This is a genomic window from Pseudomonas fluorescens, assembly GCF_001708445.1.
GTDB classification, from domain to species: Bacteria; Pseudomonadota; Gammaproteobacteria; order Pseudomonadales; family Pseudomonadaceae; genus Aquipseudomonas; species Aquipseudomonas gorinensis.
Window position 1 is genome coordinate 5,516,293 of sequence record NZ_CP015637.1, and the last position, 17,077, is coordinate 5,533,369.

10 protein-coding genes are annotated in these 17,077 nt (G+C 61.3%); 9 read left to right on the forward strand and 1 reads right to left on the reverse strand.

The genetic code is table 11. The features are described from left to right. Positions 1 to 36: 36 nt before the first annotated feature. Positions 37 to 984: a LysR family transcriptional regulator gene (locus tag A7317_RS24610; protein WP_069077010.1), complete on the reverse strand. Its 948-nt coding sequence runs from the start codon at positions 982 to 984 to the stop codon at positions 37 to 39. Positions 985 to 1,113: 129 nt separating this feature from the next. Here A7317_RS24610 and A7317_RS24615 point away from each other — a divergent pair, with 129 nt between their 5' ends. From A7317_RS24615 to A7317_RS30320, 9 genes are all read left to right on the forward strand, one after another. Then, the gene (locus A7317_RS24615) at positions 1,114 to 2,631 is read left to right on the forward strand and encodes a CoA-acylating methylmalonate-semialdehyde dehydrogenase (protein WP_069077011.1); all 1,518 of its coding nucleotides are present in this window, start codon (positions 1,114 to 1,116) and stop codon (positions 2,629 to 2,631) included. A 14-nt stretch (positions 2,632 to 2,645) separates the two neighbouring features. Continuing rightward, positions 2,646 to 3,533 (forward strand): 3-hydroxyisobutyrate dehydrogenase, encoded by an 888-nt coding sequence (gene mmsB, locus A7317_RS24620; RefSeq protein ID WP_069077012.1) that lies wholly within the window; start codon positions 2,646 to 2,648, stop codon positions 3,531 to 3,533. 369 nt (positions 3,534 to 3,902) lie between these two features. Next, positions 3,903 to 7,355 (forward strand): exodeoxyribonuclease V subunit gamma, encoded by a 3,453-nt coding sequence (gene recC / locus A7317_RS24625; protein WP_069077013.1) that lies wholly within the window; start codon positions 3,903 to 3,905, stop codon positions 7,353 to 7,355. Continuing rightward, positions 7,352 to 11,026, forward strand: a complete 3,675-nt coding sequence (gene recB / locus A7317_RS24630) for an exodeoxyribonuclease V subunit beta (RefSeq protein WP_069077014.1) — start codon at positions 7,352 to 7,354, stop codon at positions 11,024 to 11,026. Before recC ends, recB begins: the two co-directional genes overlap by 4 nt. After that, positions 11,023 to 13,092 carry an exodeoxyribonuclease V subunit alpha gene (recD, locus tag A7317_RS24635; protein WP_069077015.1) on the forward strand — a complete coding sequence of 690 codons (2,070 nt, stop codon included), beginning with the start codon at positions 11,023 to 11,025 and terminating at the stop codon, positions 13,090 to 13,092. The genes recB and recD overlap by 4 nt, the downstream gene beginning before the upstream one ends. 141 nt (positions 13,093 to 13,233) lie before the next feature. After that, positions 13,234 to 13,800 carry a YfiR family protein gene (locus tag A7317_RS24640; protein WP_024077399.1) on the forward strand — a complete coding sequence of 189 codons (567 nt, stop codon included), beginning with the start codon at positions 13,234 to 13,236 and terminating at the stop codon, positions 13,798 to 13,800. Then, positions 13,797 to 15,059 (forward strand): diguanylate cyclase domain-containing protein, encoded by a 1,263-nt coding sequence (locus A7317_RS24645; RefSeq protein ID WP_024077398.1) that lies wholly within the window; start codon positions 13,797 to 13,799, stop codon positions 15,057 to 15,059. Before A7317_RS24640 ends, A7317_RS24645 begins: the two co-directional genes overlap by 4 nt. A gap of 4 nt (positions 15,060 to 15,063) precedes the next feature. Continuing rightward, positions 15,064 to 15,555: an OmpA family protein gene (locus A7317_RS24650; RefSeq protein ID WP_069077016.1), complete on the forward strand. Its 492-nt coding sequence runs from the start codon at positions 15,064 to 15,066 to the stop codon at positions 15,553 to 15,555. 118 nt (positions 15,556 to 15,673) lie between these two features. Continuing rightward, a protein-coding gene (locus tag A7317_RS30320; protein ID WP_420492573.1) for an IS3 family transposase occupies positions 15,674 to 17,049 on the forward strand; the annotation gives its coding sequence in 2 pieces (ribosomal slippage) (positions 15,674 to 16,165 and positions 16,168 to 17,049; 1,374 coding nt in all). The last annotated feature ends 28 nt before the right edge of the window (positions 17,050 to 17,077 follow it).

Genomic DNA, 17,077 nt, shown 5'->3' on the forward strand with positions numbered 1-17,077 from the left:
GTCGCTAGGATTCGCCTCCCTTACACCTGTAGTTCTTCAATCCATGAAGTTCATGACCCTGTTTTTGCCCAGTAATAACGGACGATTCAGCTCCGTCACCTCACGGATGTAATCCCACAACAAGGTAATCCGCTTCAACTTGCGCAGATCCTCCCGGCAATACATCCAAAACTGCCGCGTAATCGCAATCTGTTCCCCCAGCACCGGCAGTAAGCGCGGGTCCTGTGCCGCCAGGAAACACGGCAATATCGCCATCGATCGCCCTTGCTGCGCCGCCACGTACTGGGCGATCACGCTGGTACTGCGCAAGCTGGCGCTGGCGCCCGGTACGACGTTTGCCAGGTAGAGCAGCTCTGAGCTGAACGCCAGGTCATCCACATAGCTGATAAACGGATGCTCGGCCAAGTCCGCCGGGCGTTGGATGGGCGGGTGTTGGTCGAGGTATTCCTGGGTCGCGTACAGCTGCAGTTTGTAGTCGCACAACTTGCAGCACACGTACGGCCCATGTTCCGGGCGTTCCAGGGCGATGACGATGTCGGCTTCGCGCTTGGACAGGCTGATGAAGTGGGGCAAGGGCAGGATGTCCACCGAAATCGCCGGATACGTGTCGACGAAGTGGCTCAACTGCGGGGTGACGAAAAAACTGCCGAAGCCTTCGGTGCAGCCCATGCGCACATGGCCGGACAACGCCACGCCGGAGCCGGATACCTGCTCGCAGGCCATGTGCAGGGTACTTTCGATGGACTCGGCGTAGCCCAGCAAACGCTGGCCTTCGGGGGTGAGTACGAAACCGCTGGTCCGGGATTTTTCGAACAGCAGGGTGCCGAGCGACACTTCCAATGAGCTGATGCGTCGCGACACGGTGGTGTAGTCCACCGCCAGGCGCTTGGCGGCGACGCTGGCCTTGCGGGTGCGGGCCACCTCGAGAAAAAACTTCAGGTCATCCCAGTTCAGGGAGCCCAGTGATGTGATGTTTTTTTGCATATTGGACCGGCTTTTATGTGCGTTCTTATTAGAGATTTGCACATCTATACTCCAAAAACAGTCCGAACGCCTCATTACCAAGGCGATTCACGCGCCTTGTCTCTGCATAACTACAAGATTGGAGACCACATGAACGCATCTGCCGATATTTCCGTGCAACAGGTCAAGTTGCTGATCAATGGTGAATGGGTCGAGTCCAAGACCACCCACTGGCAAGACATCGTCAACCCGGCCACCCAGCAAGTGCTGGCCAAAGTCCCGTTTGCCACCGCCGATGAAGTCAACGCAGCCATTGACGCCGCCCATCAAGCGTTCCAAACCTGGAAGCTGACGCCCATCGGCGCGCGCATGCGCATCATGCTCAAGCTGCAAGCCTTGATCCGCGAACATTCCAAGCGCATCGCCGGGGTCCTCAGCGCCGAGCAGGGCAAGACCATTGCCGATGCCGAAGGCGATATTTTCCGTGGCCTGGAAGTGGTGGAGCACGCCTGTTCCATCGGCACCCTGCAAATGGGCGAGTTCGCTGAAAACGTCGCCGGGGGGGTGGACACCTACACCCTGCGCCAACCCATCGGCGTGTGCGCCGGCATTACCCCGTTCAACTTCCCAGCGATGATTCCGCTGTGGATGTTCCCCATGGCCATTGCCTGCGGTAACACCTTCGTCCTCAAGCCTTCCGAGCAAGACCCGCTGTCAACGATGCTGCTGGTGGAACTGGCGCTGGAAGCCGGTGTGCCGGCCGGCGTGCTCAACGTCGTGCACGGTGGCAAGGATGTGGTAGATGCGCTGTGCACCCATAAAGACATCAAGGCGGTGTCCTTCGTCGGCTCGACCGCCGTGGGGACGCATGTGTACGACCTGGCCGGCAAGCACGGCAAGCGCGTGCAGTCGATGATGGGCGCGAAGAACCATGCGGTGGTGCTGCCCGATGCCAACCGCGAACACACCCTCAATGCCCTGGTCGGTGCCGGTTTCGGTGCGGCGGGCCAGCGTTGCATGGCCACTTCGGTGGTGGTGCTGGTGGGTGCGTCCAGGCAGTGGCTGCCAGACCTCAAGGCGCTGGCGCAAAAGCTCAAGGTCAATGCCGGCAGCGAAGCTGGAACCGATGTCGGCCCGGTGATCTCCAAGCGCGCCAAGGCGCGCATCCTGGAACTGATCGAAAGCGGCGTGAAAGAAGGCGCCAAGCTGGAGTTGGATGGCCGCGACATCCAGGTGCCAGGCTTCGAGCAAGGCAACTTTGTCGGCCCGACCCTGTTCTCCGGCGTGACCACCGATATGCAGATCTACACCCAGGAAATCTTCGGCCCGGTGCTGGTGGTGCTGGAAGTCGACACCCTCGATGAAGCCATCGCCCTGGTCAACGCCAACCCGTTCGGCAACGGCACCGGCCTGTTCACCCAGAGCGGTGCGGCGGCGCGTAAATTCCAGAGCGAAATCGATGTGGGCCAGGTCGGTATCAACATCCCGATCCCAGTACCGGTGCCGTTCTTCAGCTTCACCGGTTCCCGTGGCTCCAAACTGGGTGACCTGGGCCCTTACGGCAAGCAAGTGGTGCAGTTCTACACCCAGACCAAAACCGTCACCAGCCGCTGGTTCGACGACGACACGGTCAATGATGGCGTCAACACCACCATCAACCTGCGCTGATTCGGGAGACGACCATGAAGATTGCATTTATCGGCTTGGGCAACATGGGCGCGCCCATGGCCCGCAACCTGATCAAGGCCGGCCATGGGCTGAACCTGTTCGACCTGAACCAGGCGGTACTCAAGGAATTGGCCGAGCTGGGTGGCAGCATCAGCGCTTCACCGCGGGATGCCGCCACCGGCGCCGAGTTGGTGATTACCATGCTGCCGGCCGCCGCCCATGTGCGCAGTGTCTGGCTGGGTGAAGACGGTGTTTTAGCCGGTATCGGCCAAGGCGTGCCGGCGGTGGATTGCAGCACCATCGACCCGCAGACCATCCGCGATGTTGCGGCTGCGGCGGCCAAGCAAGGTGTGGCTGTCGCCGATGCACCGGTCTCCGGTGGCACTGGCGGCGCGCAAGCCGGGACCCTGACCTTCATGGTCGGCGCCAGCGCGGAACTGTTTGCCACCCTGCAACCGGTGCTGGCGCAGATGGGCCGCAACATTGTGCGTTGCGGCGACGTCGGCACCGGCCAGATCGCCAAGATCTGCAACAACCTGCTGCTGGGCATCAGCATGGTCGGCGTCAGCGAAGCCATGGCCCTGGGCGATGCGCTGGGCATCGACACCCAAGTGCTGGCGGGGATCATCAACAGCTCCACCGGCCGCTGCTGGAGTTCCGACACCTACAACCCTTGGCCGGGCGTGATCGAAACGGCGCCGTCATCCCGTGGTTATACCGGTGGTTTTGGTGCCGACCTGATGCTCAAGGACCTCGGCCTGGCCACCGAAGCCGCGCGCCAGGCACACCAGCCGGTGATCCTCGGCGCCGTGGCCCAGCAGTTGTATCAATCGATGAGCCAGCGTGGGGAAGGGGGCAAGGACTTCTCGGCGATCATCAACAGCTACCGCAAACCCAAGTAGTGTGGGCAGCGGGCTGACTGTGGTGAGCCGGCTGACTGTGGCCAGCAGATTGACTGTGGTAAGTAGACTGACTGTGGCGTAGTGAAACGATGCATCGCCGATGGTAGTGTGGGGTTTCCCCATGTGAGAGTAGGTCATCGTCAAGATTAAATTCCGAAACCCCATTTGCGAAAGCAGATGGGGTTTTGTTTTGGGCGGTCGAAAAGCGCAGGCGCAAGCGTGCTCATGCAGGACGATAACGCTGACGCGCACCGTCGGGCACACCGAACCCACTCCAAACCCCCCGCTTCTTGCATCCCGATACCGCCAATATTTGCCCACAGTGCTAAAGTCCCTCCCTCGATTTTTGCTTTTCCCAAGGAAGCCGTTATGCCGGACTCGACGTCCCTCAGCGCTGGATTCATGGTGGTTCACGGCAACCGCCTGGACGAACTGCGCAGCCTGGTGGTCAGTTGGATGCGACGATATCCACTGGCACCCTTGGAAAACGAAATCGCCTTGGTGCAAAGCAATGGCATCGCCCAATGGCTCAAATTAGCCCTGGCTGAAGATCCGGAAGATGACGATATGGGGGGCTGCGGCATCGCGGCGGCCATTGATGTGCAACTGCCGGGTAGCTTCATGTGGCAACTTTATCGGATGGTCCTTGGCCGTGACGAAATTCCGCCCAAGTCCCTGCTCGACAAAGCCCCGCTGACCTGGCGCCTGATGCGCCTGCTCCCGGAGCTCATTGATCAACCGCACTTCGAGCCCCTGCAACGCTTCCTGACTCACGACACGGACCTGCGTAAACGCTACCAACTCGCCGAACGTCTGGCCGACCTGTTCGACCAGTATCAGGTCTACCGTGCTGACTGGCTGGAAGATTGGGTCGCGGGCCGTCATCAGTTACGTAATGGTCGCGGTGAAACCAAACCCCTGAACCCGGCCAACTGCTGGCAAGCCGAATTATGGCGCGCGCTGCTGTTGGATGTCGGGGAGGAGGGCATGGCCCAAAGCCGTGCCGGCGTCCACCAGCGATTTATCGAGCGCATCAATAGCCTGAAACAAGCCCCCCCAGGCCTGCCTTCCCGAGTCATTGTTTTCGGCATTTCATCCTTGCCTGCGCAGGCACTGGAAGCCCTTGCCGGCCTGGCCCGCTTCAGCCAGGTCCTGCTGTGCGTGCATAACCCCTGCCGCCATCATTGGTCTGACATCGTCGCTGACAAAGACTTGCTGCGTAACGAATACAAACGCCAGGCGCGCAAGGCCGGTATGCCGGTGACCATCGACCCGCAGTCCCTGCACCAACATGCCCATCCATTACTGGCCGCATGGGGCAAACAAGGCCGCGACTACATCAGCCTGTTGGACAGTTACGATGATCCCAACAGTTACCGAGCCGCCTTCCGCGATGGCCGAATCGACCTGTTCAGCGAGACCGAGCCCACCACATTGCTCAACCAGCTCCAGGACGACATTCTCGAACTGCGCCCGCTCAATGAAACCCGCGATCTCTGGCCCGCCGTCGACCTGCAGCGCGATACGTCAATCCGCTTCCATATCGCCCATAGTGCCCAGCGCGAAGTGGAAATTCTCCACGACCAACTGCTTCAACGCTTCAGCGCCGATCCCACCCTACGTCCTCGGGACATCATCGTCATGGTCCCCGACGTCGACAGCTATGCGCCGCACATTCGCGCCGTATTCGGCCAGTTGGAACGAAGTGATCCACGCTTCATCCCCTTCACCCTCACCGACCAAGGACAACGCGGCCGCGACCCGTTGTTGATCGCCGTCGAGCATCTGCTCAAGTTGCCAGACAGCCGCTTCCCCGTCAGCGAGATTCTCGACCTGCTCGACGTCCCGGCCCTGCGTGAACGTTTCGCTATCAAAGAACGCGACCTGCCCACGTTGCACCGCTGGATCGAAGGGGCCGGTATCCGTTGGGGACTCAACGCCGAGCAACGCGCCGGCCTGGGTCTACCCCATGAGCTGGAGCAAAACAGTTGGCGCTTCGGCTTGCGCCGCATGCTCCTGGGCTACGCCGTCGGCACCGGCACCGCTTGCGACGGTATCGAACCTTATGACGAAATCGGCGGCCTCGACGCTGCCTTGATTGGCCCACTGGTGGCCTTGCTCGATGCCCTGAGCGATGCCCATCAAGCCTTGTCTCAACCTGCTGCTCCTCAAGCATGGGGCGAGCGTCTACAACGCTTGATGCAACTATTCTTCCTGCCTGGCAGCGAGCACGACGACTACCTGCTGGGCCAGCTCGAACAGCTGCGGGAAACCTGGCTGGAAACCTGTGAGTCCGTGGGCCTGCAGGACGAGTTACCGCTCACTGTCGTTCGTGAGGCATGGCTGGCCGGTCTGGATCAGGGCCGCCTCTCACAGCGCTTTCTCGCCGGAGCTGTCAATTTTTGTACCCTGATGCCCATGCGCGCGATCCCATTCAAGCTCGTCTGCCTGCTCGGTATGAACGACGGTGACTACCCGCGCGCGCAACCGCCATTGGATTTCGACTTGATGGGCAGCGATTATCGCCCTGGCGACCGTTCACGCCGCGAAGATGACCGCTACCTGCTGCTTGAAGCCCTGCTGTCCGCGCGCGACCAGCTCTACATCAGTTGGGTCGGGCGCAGCATCCGCGACAATAGCGATCGCCCTGCATCGGTGTTGATTGGCCAACTGCGCGACCACATCGCCAGTGGCTGGCATAACGCCAATATTGCACAGCCACTTATTGAGGCGATGACCCAGGAACATCCGCTCCAGCCCTTTAGCGCCCGGTATTTTCACGAAGGAGACCCGTTGTTCAGCTACGCCCGTGAGTGGCAGCTGCTGCACGAGGCCGCGGAGGCCACCCCTGACACGGCGGCATTGGCGGCCCATCGGCAGGAAGAGCCCCTGAGCCTGGGCCAACTGCAGGACTTCCTTCGCAACCCGGTCAAACATTTCTTCAGCCAACGGCTGAAAGTTTTTTTCGAAGCCGCCGAAGTCCCGCTGGCCGATGAAGAACCCTTCGTCCTCGACGCACTGCAACGCTACAGTCTGAGCGACAGCCTGCTCAATGCCGCATTAAGCCAGCCCGATCACTTCGACCAGGCCCTCAACGCCCAGGCCCTGCGCCTGCAAGGCAGTGGCCTGCTGCCGATGGTCGGGTTCGGCGAGCGTCTGCGTAACGAACTGATCGAACCTTTGCCTGACTTGTTACGCCGCTACCAACAGCTTCTAGCCCTCTGGCCAACCCCGCACACCGGTGCTGAACCGATCAGTTTCGAGCATCAGGGTATTCAGCTGGAAGGCTGGATCAGCGGCCTGCATCGACGCAGTGATGGCGGGTTGTTAAGCGTCACCACCATCCCCAACAGCATCGGTTCGATCAAGACGCGCAAGTGGCACCGCCTGATTCGCCCATGGGTCAATCACGTGGTCGCCTGCGCCTGCGGTCTGCCATTGAGCACCGGGTTGGTGGCCAGTGATGACACCCTGCTGCTGGCTCCGCTGGAAAAATCCAGCGCCCAGGGCATCCTCGGCGACCTGTTGCTCGCCTGGCATATCGGCATGAGCAAACCCTTGCCCATCGCGGTCAAAACCGCCTTCGCCTGGCTTGGCCAAACCGACCCGGCCAAAGCTCACGCTGCCGCCAGCAAAGCCTACGAAGGTGACGGCCTGACCACCGATGGCGAACGTCGCGAAACCCCGGCACTCACCCGTCAATTCCCCGACTACGCCGCCCTGATGGCCAGCGAAGAATTCGAAGGGTGGTGTGAAACCTTGTATCGGCCCTTGCTCAACGCCCCTTGGCGATCCCTGAACAGCGAGGAGGTCGGCGCATGAGCAGCAAACCCTTGGCCTTGGCATTCCCGCTAAAAGGCAGCCAGTTGATCGAAGCCAGTGCCGGTACCGGCAAGACCTTCACCATCTCCGCCCTGTACCTGCGCCTGGTACTCGGCCACGGTGGTGACGAGTCAGGCTTCGGCCGCGAACTGCTGCCCCCGCAAATCCTCGTTGTGACCTTCACCGACGCCGCCACCAAGGAGCTGCGCGAACGCATCCGTATCCGCCTGGCCGAAGCGGCGCGGTTCTTCCGCGATGAAATCAAACAACCGGATGCGCTGATCGCTGAGCTGCGCGAGCACTATCTGCCCGAACAATGGCCCGCGTGTGCCAATCGCCTGGATATCGCCGCGCAATGGATGGACGAAGCGGCGGTCTCGACCATCCACAGTTGGTGCCAGCGCATGCTGCGCGAACATGCGTTCGACAGTGGCAGCCTGTTCACCCAGACCCTGGAAACCGACCATAGCGACCTGCTCGGCGAAGTGCTGCGCGACTATTGGCGGCTGTTCTGCTACCCGATGCACGACGATGCGCTCAACTGGGTGCGCAACAACTGGGGCGGGCCGGCAGCGCTGATGCCGCGAGTACGTGCGTTGTTCGGCAGCGAGCGGCCCACTGATGAGCATCGTGAGCCCGCCGAACTGATCAACGCCTGCCTGCAAGAGCGTCGAGCAGCCCTTGTTGCGCTTAAAGCGCCCTGGCCACAATGGGCCGCCGAGTTGCGCGACATCTGCCTGCAAGCCGTCGCCGCCAAAGCTGTCGATGGTCGCAAGATGCAAGCCCGCTACTTCGAACCCTGGTTCGAAAAAATCAGCGCCTGGGCCGCGGATGAAACCCTCGAACAACTGGATATCGGCACCGGCTTCACGCGTCTGACCCCCGATGGCATGGCCGAAGCCTGGAAGGGGGATCCGCCGCACCACCCGGGTATCGACGCCATGGTCGGCCTCAAAGCCGCCCTCGATGCGTTGCCAACCCCCGATGCCGCCGTGTTGCAACACGCCGCTGGCTGGGTCGGCAAGCGCTTCGAAGACGAAAAACGCCGCCGTGCCGAAATGGGCTTCGACGACATGCTGATCCGCCTCAATGCCGCCTTGCAATCAGACGGTGGCGAGCGTCTTGCCAGTGTGATCCGCGAGCAGTTTCCGGTCGCCCTGATCGATGAGTTCCAGGACACCGACCCGGTGCAATACAGCATCTTCGACAGCATCTACCGCATCGAAGAAAACCACCTCGACAGTGGCCTGTTCCTGATCGGCGACCCCAAGCAGGCGATCTACGCGTTCCGTGGCGCGGATATCTACACGTACCTGCGCGCCCGCCAATCCACCACTGGTCGTCACCACACCCTGGGCACCAACTTCCGCTCCAGCCATGCGATGGTCGAGGCGGTGAACCATGTGTTCCAGCGCGCCGAAAAAGGCCGCGGCGCGTTCCTGTTCCGCGGGCCGGATGGCGAAAACCCGGTGCCGTTCCAGCCGGTGTTGTCCCAGGGGCGCAAGGAGCAATTGCAGGTCGATGGCCAAACGCTGCCGGCGATGACGCTCTGGCATCTGCCCACCGATCAGCCGATTTCCAATGTGGTTTATCGCCAGCAACTTGCCGCTGCCTGCGCCACACAGATTGTTGAACTGCTCAACGCTGGGCAGCAAGGTCACGCGGGTTTCCTGCAAGAAGACGGCAGCGTTAACGGCGTGCTGCCTTCAGCTATCGCCATTCTGGTGCGCGACGGCAAGGAGGCCCAAGCCGTGCGCGGCGAATTAGCCGCCCGTGGTGTGCGCAGTGTCTACCTGTCCGACAAGGACTCCGTGTTCGCCGCCCAGGAAGCCCATGATCTGTTGGCCTGGCTCAAGGCCTGTGCCGAGCCCGACGTCGAGCGTCCGTTGCGCGCCGCGCTGGCCTGCGTCACCTTGAACCTGTCACTGCCTGAACTGGAACGTCTGAACCAGGACGAGCTGGCGTGGGAAAGCCGCGTCATGCAGTTCCGCGGCTACCGTACGATCTGGCGTACCCAGGGCGTGCTGCCGATGCTGCGGCGCCTGCTCCATGACTTCAAATTGCCGCAAACCCTGATGGCCCGCAGCGATGGCGAGCGAGTACTGACCAACCTGTTGCACCTCAGTGAGTTGCTGCAACAAGCGGCGTCTGAATTGGACGGCGAACAGGCCTTGATCCGTCATCTGGCCGAACACCTGGCGCTCTCCGGCCAAGCAGGTGAAGAACAGATCCTGCGCCTGGAAAGCGATGAGCAACTGGTCAAGGTGGTGACCATCCACAAGTCCAAGGGGCTGGAATACGACCTGGTATTCCTGCCATTTATCTGTTCGGCCAAACCGGTGGATGGCAGTCGCTTGCCGCTGCATTACCACGATGAAAACGGCAAGTCCCAGGTCAGCCTGCGCCCGACGGCCGCGTTGATCGCCCAAGCCGATGACGAGCGCCTGGCCGAAGACCTGCGCTTGTTCTACGTGGCCCTGACCCGGGCCAAACACGCCTGCTGGCTGGGCATTGCCGACCTCAAGCGCGGCAATAGCAGCAGCTCTGTGCTGCACCTTTCGGCGCTGGGTTATTTGCTGGGCGCGGGCGCGTCCCTGGGCGAATCTGCTGGCCTGGCGCGCTGGCTGCTGGATCTGCAGGAAGGCTGCCCCGCCATCCACTACACCCACGTACCCGAAGCGCAAGACAGCGTGTTTCATCCGCCGCGCAACGAAGCCACGCTGCTCCCCCCCTTGTTACCCAAACGCAAGGCGGCGGAAAACTGGTGGATCGCGTCCTACAGCGCCTTGCGCATCGGTGACAGCATGAGCGCCGCCAGCCTCGAAGCGCCGGAAAGCCCACAAGCCCAGAAGCTGTTCGACGACGAACGTCTCGACCCTGATGCACCGCGTGAAGTGGCGGCGTCCGGCGGCGACATTCACCGTTTCCCACGTGGTCCGAATCCAGGGACCTTCCTCCATGGCCTGTTGGAGTGGGCGGGCGAGGAGGGCTTCAACGTGACGTCGGAGGCGATCGAAAAAGCCGTGGGCGCGCGTTGCAATCGACGTAACTGGGAAGGCTGGATCGTCACCCTCAGCGGTTGGCTGAGCCACCTGTTGCAAACAGCGCTGCCGTTGCACAACGACCAGGTCACGCTCAGCGGCCTGCAGCAATACCAGGTCGAAATGGAGTTCTGGTTCGCCAGTCATAAAGTCGACGTGCTCGCCCTCGATAAGCTGGTGTGCCAGTACACCCACAATGGCGTCTCGCGGGTTGCCGCCGAGCCGGTCCTGCTCAATGGCATGTTCAAAGGCTTTATCGACCTGACGTTCGAGCATGACGGCCGCTACTACGTGGCGGATTACAAATCCAACTGGCTCGGCCCCGACGACTCCGCCTACACCCACGCGGCCATGGAGCTGTCGATCCTCGAACATCGGTATGACTTGCAGTATGTACTTTACCTGCTGGCCCTGCACCGCCAGCTCAAGGCGCGCCTGCCGGGCTACGACTACGACCGCCATGTCGGTGGCGCGCTCTACCTGTTCTTGCGCGGCAGTCAGGCCGCCAGCCAGGGGGCGTACTTCACCCGTCCTCCACGGGAGCTGATCGAGGGCCTGGATTTGCTCTTCCAAGGTCAATCGATACCGCCCAAGGCCGAACCCGCCTGGGAACAAGGAGTGTTGCTATGAGCCTGTCGTCGTTACCGCTGGAGGCCTTGGCCCCCCTCAACCGCGCCGCTGACCTGGTGCAACTGCTGGAGCGTTGGGTTGACCGCGGCTGGCTGCGCGCGTTGGACAAAGCCTTTGTCGGTTTCCTGTACGAGCTCGACCCGCACGCCGATCCCCTGGTGTTGCTGGCGGCGGCGCTGACCAGCCACCAACTGGGCCATGGTCACGTGTGCCTGGACCTGTTCGAAACCCTCAAGGCACCGGACTTCGCCCTGTCATTGCCGCCCGAAGGCGACCTGCAAGCCGGCGCCATGTTGCTGCCTTCGCAACTGCTCGACGGCCTGGACGGTGCCCATTGGTGCCATACCCTGGCCGCGAGTCCACTGGTCGCCCTCGCGGTGGATGGCAGCGAGGCAGCACAGAGTCGTCCGTTGGTGCTGTCCGGCAAGCGCCTGTACCTGCGGCGCTACTGGGCCTACGAGCGGCGCATCGATACGGCCCTGCGCCTGCGTCTGGCGACCGCAGAAACCGTCGCCGCCGATTTGCCCCAGCGCTTGAATGGCCTGTTCGACCAACCCGTGCCGGAAGGCATGATCGACTGGCAAAAGCTTGCCTGCGCCCTGGCCACCCGTGGTGCATTCAGCATCGTTACCGGTGGCCCCGGCACTGGCAAGACCACCACCGTGGTGCGTCTGCTGGCCTTGTTGCAGGCGCCGGCCGTGGAAAGCGGCACGCCCCTGCGCATTCGCTTGGCTGCGCCTACCGGCAAGGCGGCCGCACGTTTGACCGAATCGATCAGCCAACAAGTGCTGTCACTGAAAGTGCCTGACAGCGTGCGGGAAAAGATCCCGACCCAGGTCACCACGGTTCACCGCTTGCTCGGCAGTCGACCGGGCACGCGGCATTTCCGTCATCACCAGGGCAACCCGCTGCCGCTTGATGTATTGGTGGTGGACGAGGCCTCGATGATCGACCTGGAAATGATGGCCAACCTGCTCGACGCATTGCCGCCCCATGCGCGCCTGGTGTTGTTGGGCGACAAGGACCAGCTCGCCTCGGTGGAGGCCGGCGCCGTCCTCGGTGACCTGTGCCGCGACGCCGAGGCTGGCTGGTACAGCCCAGAAACCCGCCAATGGTTGCAAGCCGTCAGCGGCGAGGACCTCAGCGCCAGTGGCTTGCAGGAAGACCTCGATGGCGACCATCCCCTGGCCCAGCAAGTGGTGATGCTGCGTTACTCGCGACGCTTTGGCGAAGGCAGCGGTATTGGCCAACTGGCGCGCTGGGTCAACCAGCAAAACGCCGAAGAGGCCCGCCAGCTGTTGGCCGCCCGCAGCCACAACGACCTATTCTGCGTCAGCCTCAAAGGTGAGCACGACCACGCTCTGGAGCGGCTGGTGCTGGACGGGCAGGGCGATGGCGCCGAAGGCTATCGCTATTATCTGAACCTGCTGCAATCGGCGCGCCCGTCCTTCGACACCCCGCGGGAAGATCACGCCTGGACCCACTGGGCGCAGCAACTGCTGCAAGCCTTCGACGCCTTCCAGTTGCTATGTGCCGTGCGTAAAGGCCCCTGGGGAGTGGAGGGGCTGAACCTGCGCATCACCGCCGCCTTGCGCAAAGTGCGGCTGATCGAAGGTGACGAGCAATGGTACGAAGGCCGCCCGGTACTTATGACCCGTAATGACTATGGCCTGGGCCTGATGAACGGCGATATTGGCATTGCCCTGAAACTGCCCGAAAGCGACGGTGGCCCTCAGGTACTGCGTGTCGCCTTCCCACGGAACGATGGCCAGGGCGGTGTGCGTTTTGTACTACCCAGCCGCCTGAACGATGTGGAAACCGTGTATGCCATGACCGTGCACAAATCCCAGGGCTCTGAATTCACTCACACCGCCTTGATCCTGCCCGAGGCACTCAACCCGGTGCTCACCAAAGAGCTGATCTACACCGGCATCACCCGCGCCAAGCGTTGGTTCAGCTTGATCGAACCCCGCGGCGGCGTGTTTGAGGAAGCCGTGCGACGCAAGGTCAAGCGCTTGAGTGGGTTGATGCTGGAACTGGGGCACGAGGCTGAAAAAACTGACTGATAGGTCATGCAATATTTCTGATTCAGACGTTTGAGTTTTCTGAAAAAATAGCCACCCCCGCGAAGGCCCCTCTTCGCGGGATTTTCCGCCGCTGTGCTATCGTTGCGGCATCACCCCGAAAACACCTTAGAGAATCGCTGCATGAACGTGGCCGTCTCGCCCACAGAGCGTCGTTTCAACTGGAGACGCCTGTTACTTGTGGCGCTTCTGTGCGTGCTCGCCCCGCAGGCCTTTGCCCAGGCTCCCAGTCCGGCGGATCAACGCGCCGAGGCGGTCACCCAGGTGGTGCTCGGCATCCTCAGTTACGCACGCTGGCCGGTGGAGCCCGCGCAACTGCGCCTGTGCATCGTCGGGCCGACCCAATACACCGACGACCTGGTCAAGGGCACCACCCAGGCCACCGGCCGTCCGGTAGTGGTGCGGCGGCTGTTGGCCGACCATCCCGATATCGTCAATGCCTGCGACGCCGTGTACATCGGCAAACTCAGCGCCGATGAACGCAGCCAATTGTTTGCCTCGCTCAGCGGCCACCCGGTGCTCAGCATCAGCGAGGGGGGCGACCAGTGCACCGTGGGCAGCCTGTTCTGTTTGCGAGTGGAGGACGAGCAGGTGTCGTTCGAGGTCAACCTCGACTCCGTTGCACGCAGCGGCGTGCGCATTCACCCCAGTGTGCTGCAACTGTCCCGCCGCCGAGCAGCCGCGCCATGACAGCCGTCAAAGTACGCCCGACCCTGCGTTCCGTGATTGGCAGGGGGCACTTGATCCTGGCATTGGTGGCGGTGATCCTGGCCAGTGTGTCGCTGACCCTGCTCGGTGTGCTGGCGCTGCGAGTGTACGCTGAACACAACCTGCATTTGATCGCGCGCTCGATCAACTACACCGTAGAAGCCGCAGTGGTGTTCAACGACAGCGCGGCGGCGACCGAAGCCCTTAGCCTGATCGCGTCCACCGAAGAGGTGGCCCAGGCTGAAGTCTTCAACGCCAACGGCAGGCTGTTGGCGCAATGGGTACGCCCGGAAACAGGGATGTTGTCCAAGGTCGAGCTGCAACTGGCCCACGCCCTGCTTGAACAGCCCATCAGCCAACCCATCATCCACCAGGGGCGAACCGTTGGCAGCATTCACCTGACGGGTCATGGCGGTAGCCTGTTGCGTTTCCTGCTCAGCGGTCTGGCCGGGATTTTGATTTGCACCGTACTGAGCGCTTGGGTCGCCCTGCATTTGGCGCGACGCCTGTTACGGGGCATTACCGGTCCATTGCACAGCCTCGCGGCAGTGGCACACGCCGCCCGTATGGAGCGCGACTTCGACCGCCGCGTACCACCGGCACAAATCGCCGAACTTGACAGTTTGGGCAACGACTTCAACGCCCTGCTCGGCGAGATGGAGGCCTGGCAGTCCCACCTGCAAAGCGAAAACGAAACCCTTGCCCACCAGGCCAACCACGACAGCCTGACCGGCTTGCCCAACCGGGCATTCTTTGAGGGCCGCCTGATTCGTGCGCTGCGCAGTGCGGCCAAGAGCAAGGAGCAGGTGGCAGTGCTTTACCTCGACAGTGACCGCTTCAAAGAGATCAATGACAGCTTTGGGCATGCCGCAGGGGATGCCGTGCTTGTCGCCGTCGCCAAGCGTGTGCGTGCGCAATTGCGTGAGGACGACCTGGTGGCGCGCCTGGGCGGCGATGAGTTCGCTATCCTGCTCTCGCCGCTGCACAAGCTGGAAGACGCCGAGCGCATCGCCGATAAAATCATTGCCAGCATGGACATACCGATCCCGGTACCGGGCAATACCCAGGTCTTGACCTCACTCAGTATCGGCATCGCCATTTATCCCGAGCATGGCGCCACCCCAGGTGCCCTGCTCAACGCCGCCGACGCGGCGATGTACCAGGCCAAGCGCTTGTCCCAGGGCGGCCAGCAAACAGCGGAGCCGGAGCGCCCCGCCGTCAATGTTCATCACAGGAGTTAGTCCCTTGTTCTCGACTGTACGCGTTCTGTTTATCACCTTGTTCGTGGCGCTGCTGGCCCTGAGTGGGTGCCAGACCGCCCCACCCAAAGGGCTGACCCCGGCGCAGATCGCCGTGCTCAAGCAACAAGGCTTCGCACTGACCGACGAAGGCTGGGCGTTTGGCCTGTCTGGCAAAGTCCTGTTTGGCAGCGACGTCGAGAGCCTCAACCCCGCCAGCACTGAGATCGTCCAACGCATCGGCAAGGCCCTGCTGGGCGTCGGCATCGAACGTGTGCGCATCGACGGCCATACCGACGCCTCGGGCAAGGAAACCTACAACCAGCAACTGTCCCTGCGCCGTGCCAAAAGCGTGGCGACCGTGCTGACCGGCGTGGGCATGAAAGAACAAAACATCCAATTGCGCGGCCTGGGCAGCAGCGAGCCGGTGGTGTCCAACGACACGGCGGCGGGACGCACTGAAAATCGTCGGGTGTCGATCGTGGTGATCGCGGATTGAATGGCTTCACCCGCGTTAATCTGAAATGCAATCAACCTGTGGGAGGGGGCTTGCCCCCGATAGCGGAGTGAAGTGCGCCCCAGAAGTTGGACACCCATCCAATTTCTGGGGCGTTTTCATGAGCAAGTACACCACGCAGTTCAAGCTATCTGCCATCACCGCTTTCCTTGAGCGAGGCCGAGGGTTTCGCCGGGTCGCCGCTCAATTTCAAATGGACCCCACCTTGCTTCGTCGTTGGGTCGAGGCTTATCGATTACACGGTGAGGCCAGCTTGAGCAGTACCGGCCAGCGTTACAGTGCCTTGTTCAAGTTCTCTGTTCTACGGTGCATGTGGGATGACTCCCTTTCCTTGCGCCGCGCAGCGGCGCTTTTCAACTTGGGGGATTCCACTCAGGTGGGCAGATGGCAACAGCAGTATTACAGTGGCGGTATTGAAGCCCTGGAGTCAGGGAAAAGAGGACTGAGCACCGCTATGCCTAAACCACCTGCTAAACCACGCAAAACCGCTGCCCCACTCACCAGCCCTGAGCCTGAGCACAAGACGTTACTTGATGAGCTCCAATACCTACGGATGGAGAACGCTTATCTAAAAAAGCTTGGGGAGTTAGGCGAGGCGGTGATGAGGCGGGAGAAAGAACAGAAGAAAAAGCCCGATTAGTCAGTGAGCTTAAGCAACACTTTCCCTTGCGTGACTTGCTCAAGCTAGTGAGCCTTGCGCGAAGTACGTACTACTACCAACTCAAGGCGATGGGCGTTGCGGACCGACTTTCCTCGATCAAAGCTTCTATCCAGACCATCCAAAACGAGCATAAGGGCCGCTTTGGTTACCGTCGGATGACGCTAGAACTACGTAAAGAAAGATCGCTGATCAACGGTAAAACGGTACGACGACTGATGGGGGAGCTGGGTCTGAAATGCACGGTGCGGCCTAAGAAATACAGGTCGTATAAAGGGCCGATGGGCGAAGTGTCGCCCAACACCTTGGCTCGTCAGTTCGAGGCTGAGCAACCGAATCAGAAATGGGTGACGGATGTCACCGAGTTCAAAGTGGCCGGCAAAAAGCTGTACTTGTCCCCAGTTTTGGACTTGTACAACGGAGAAATCGTGGCCTATCAGACGGCAATACGTCCCCAATATGCCTTGGTGGGCGAGATGCTGGAAAAAGCTATTGAAGGCTTACCTGAGGGCGGCAAGCCAATGCTGCATTCAGATCAAGGCTGGCACTATCGATATCCAAAGTACCGGGAGAGGCTAGAAAAAGCAGGGCTGGAGCAAAGCATGTCACGCAAAGGAAACTGCCATGACAACGCCACAATGGAGAGTTTCTTCGGCACGCTGAAGTCAGAGTTCTACTATCGGGAAAGCTTTGAAAGCGTGGAGCAGTTGCAAGCGGGGCTGGATGAGTACATCCATTACTACAACCATAAGCGAATCAAAGTGAAGCTTGGCGGACTGAGCCCTGTAGCGTACAGGACCCGGTCCGCTGTAGCCTAACCAACAGCTGTCCAGCTTTTGGGGCGCA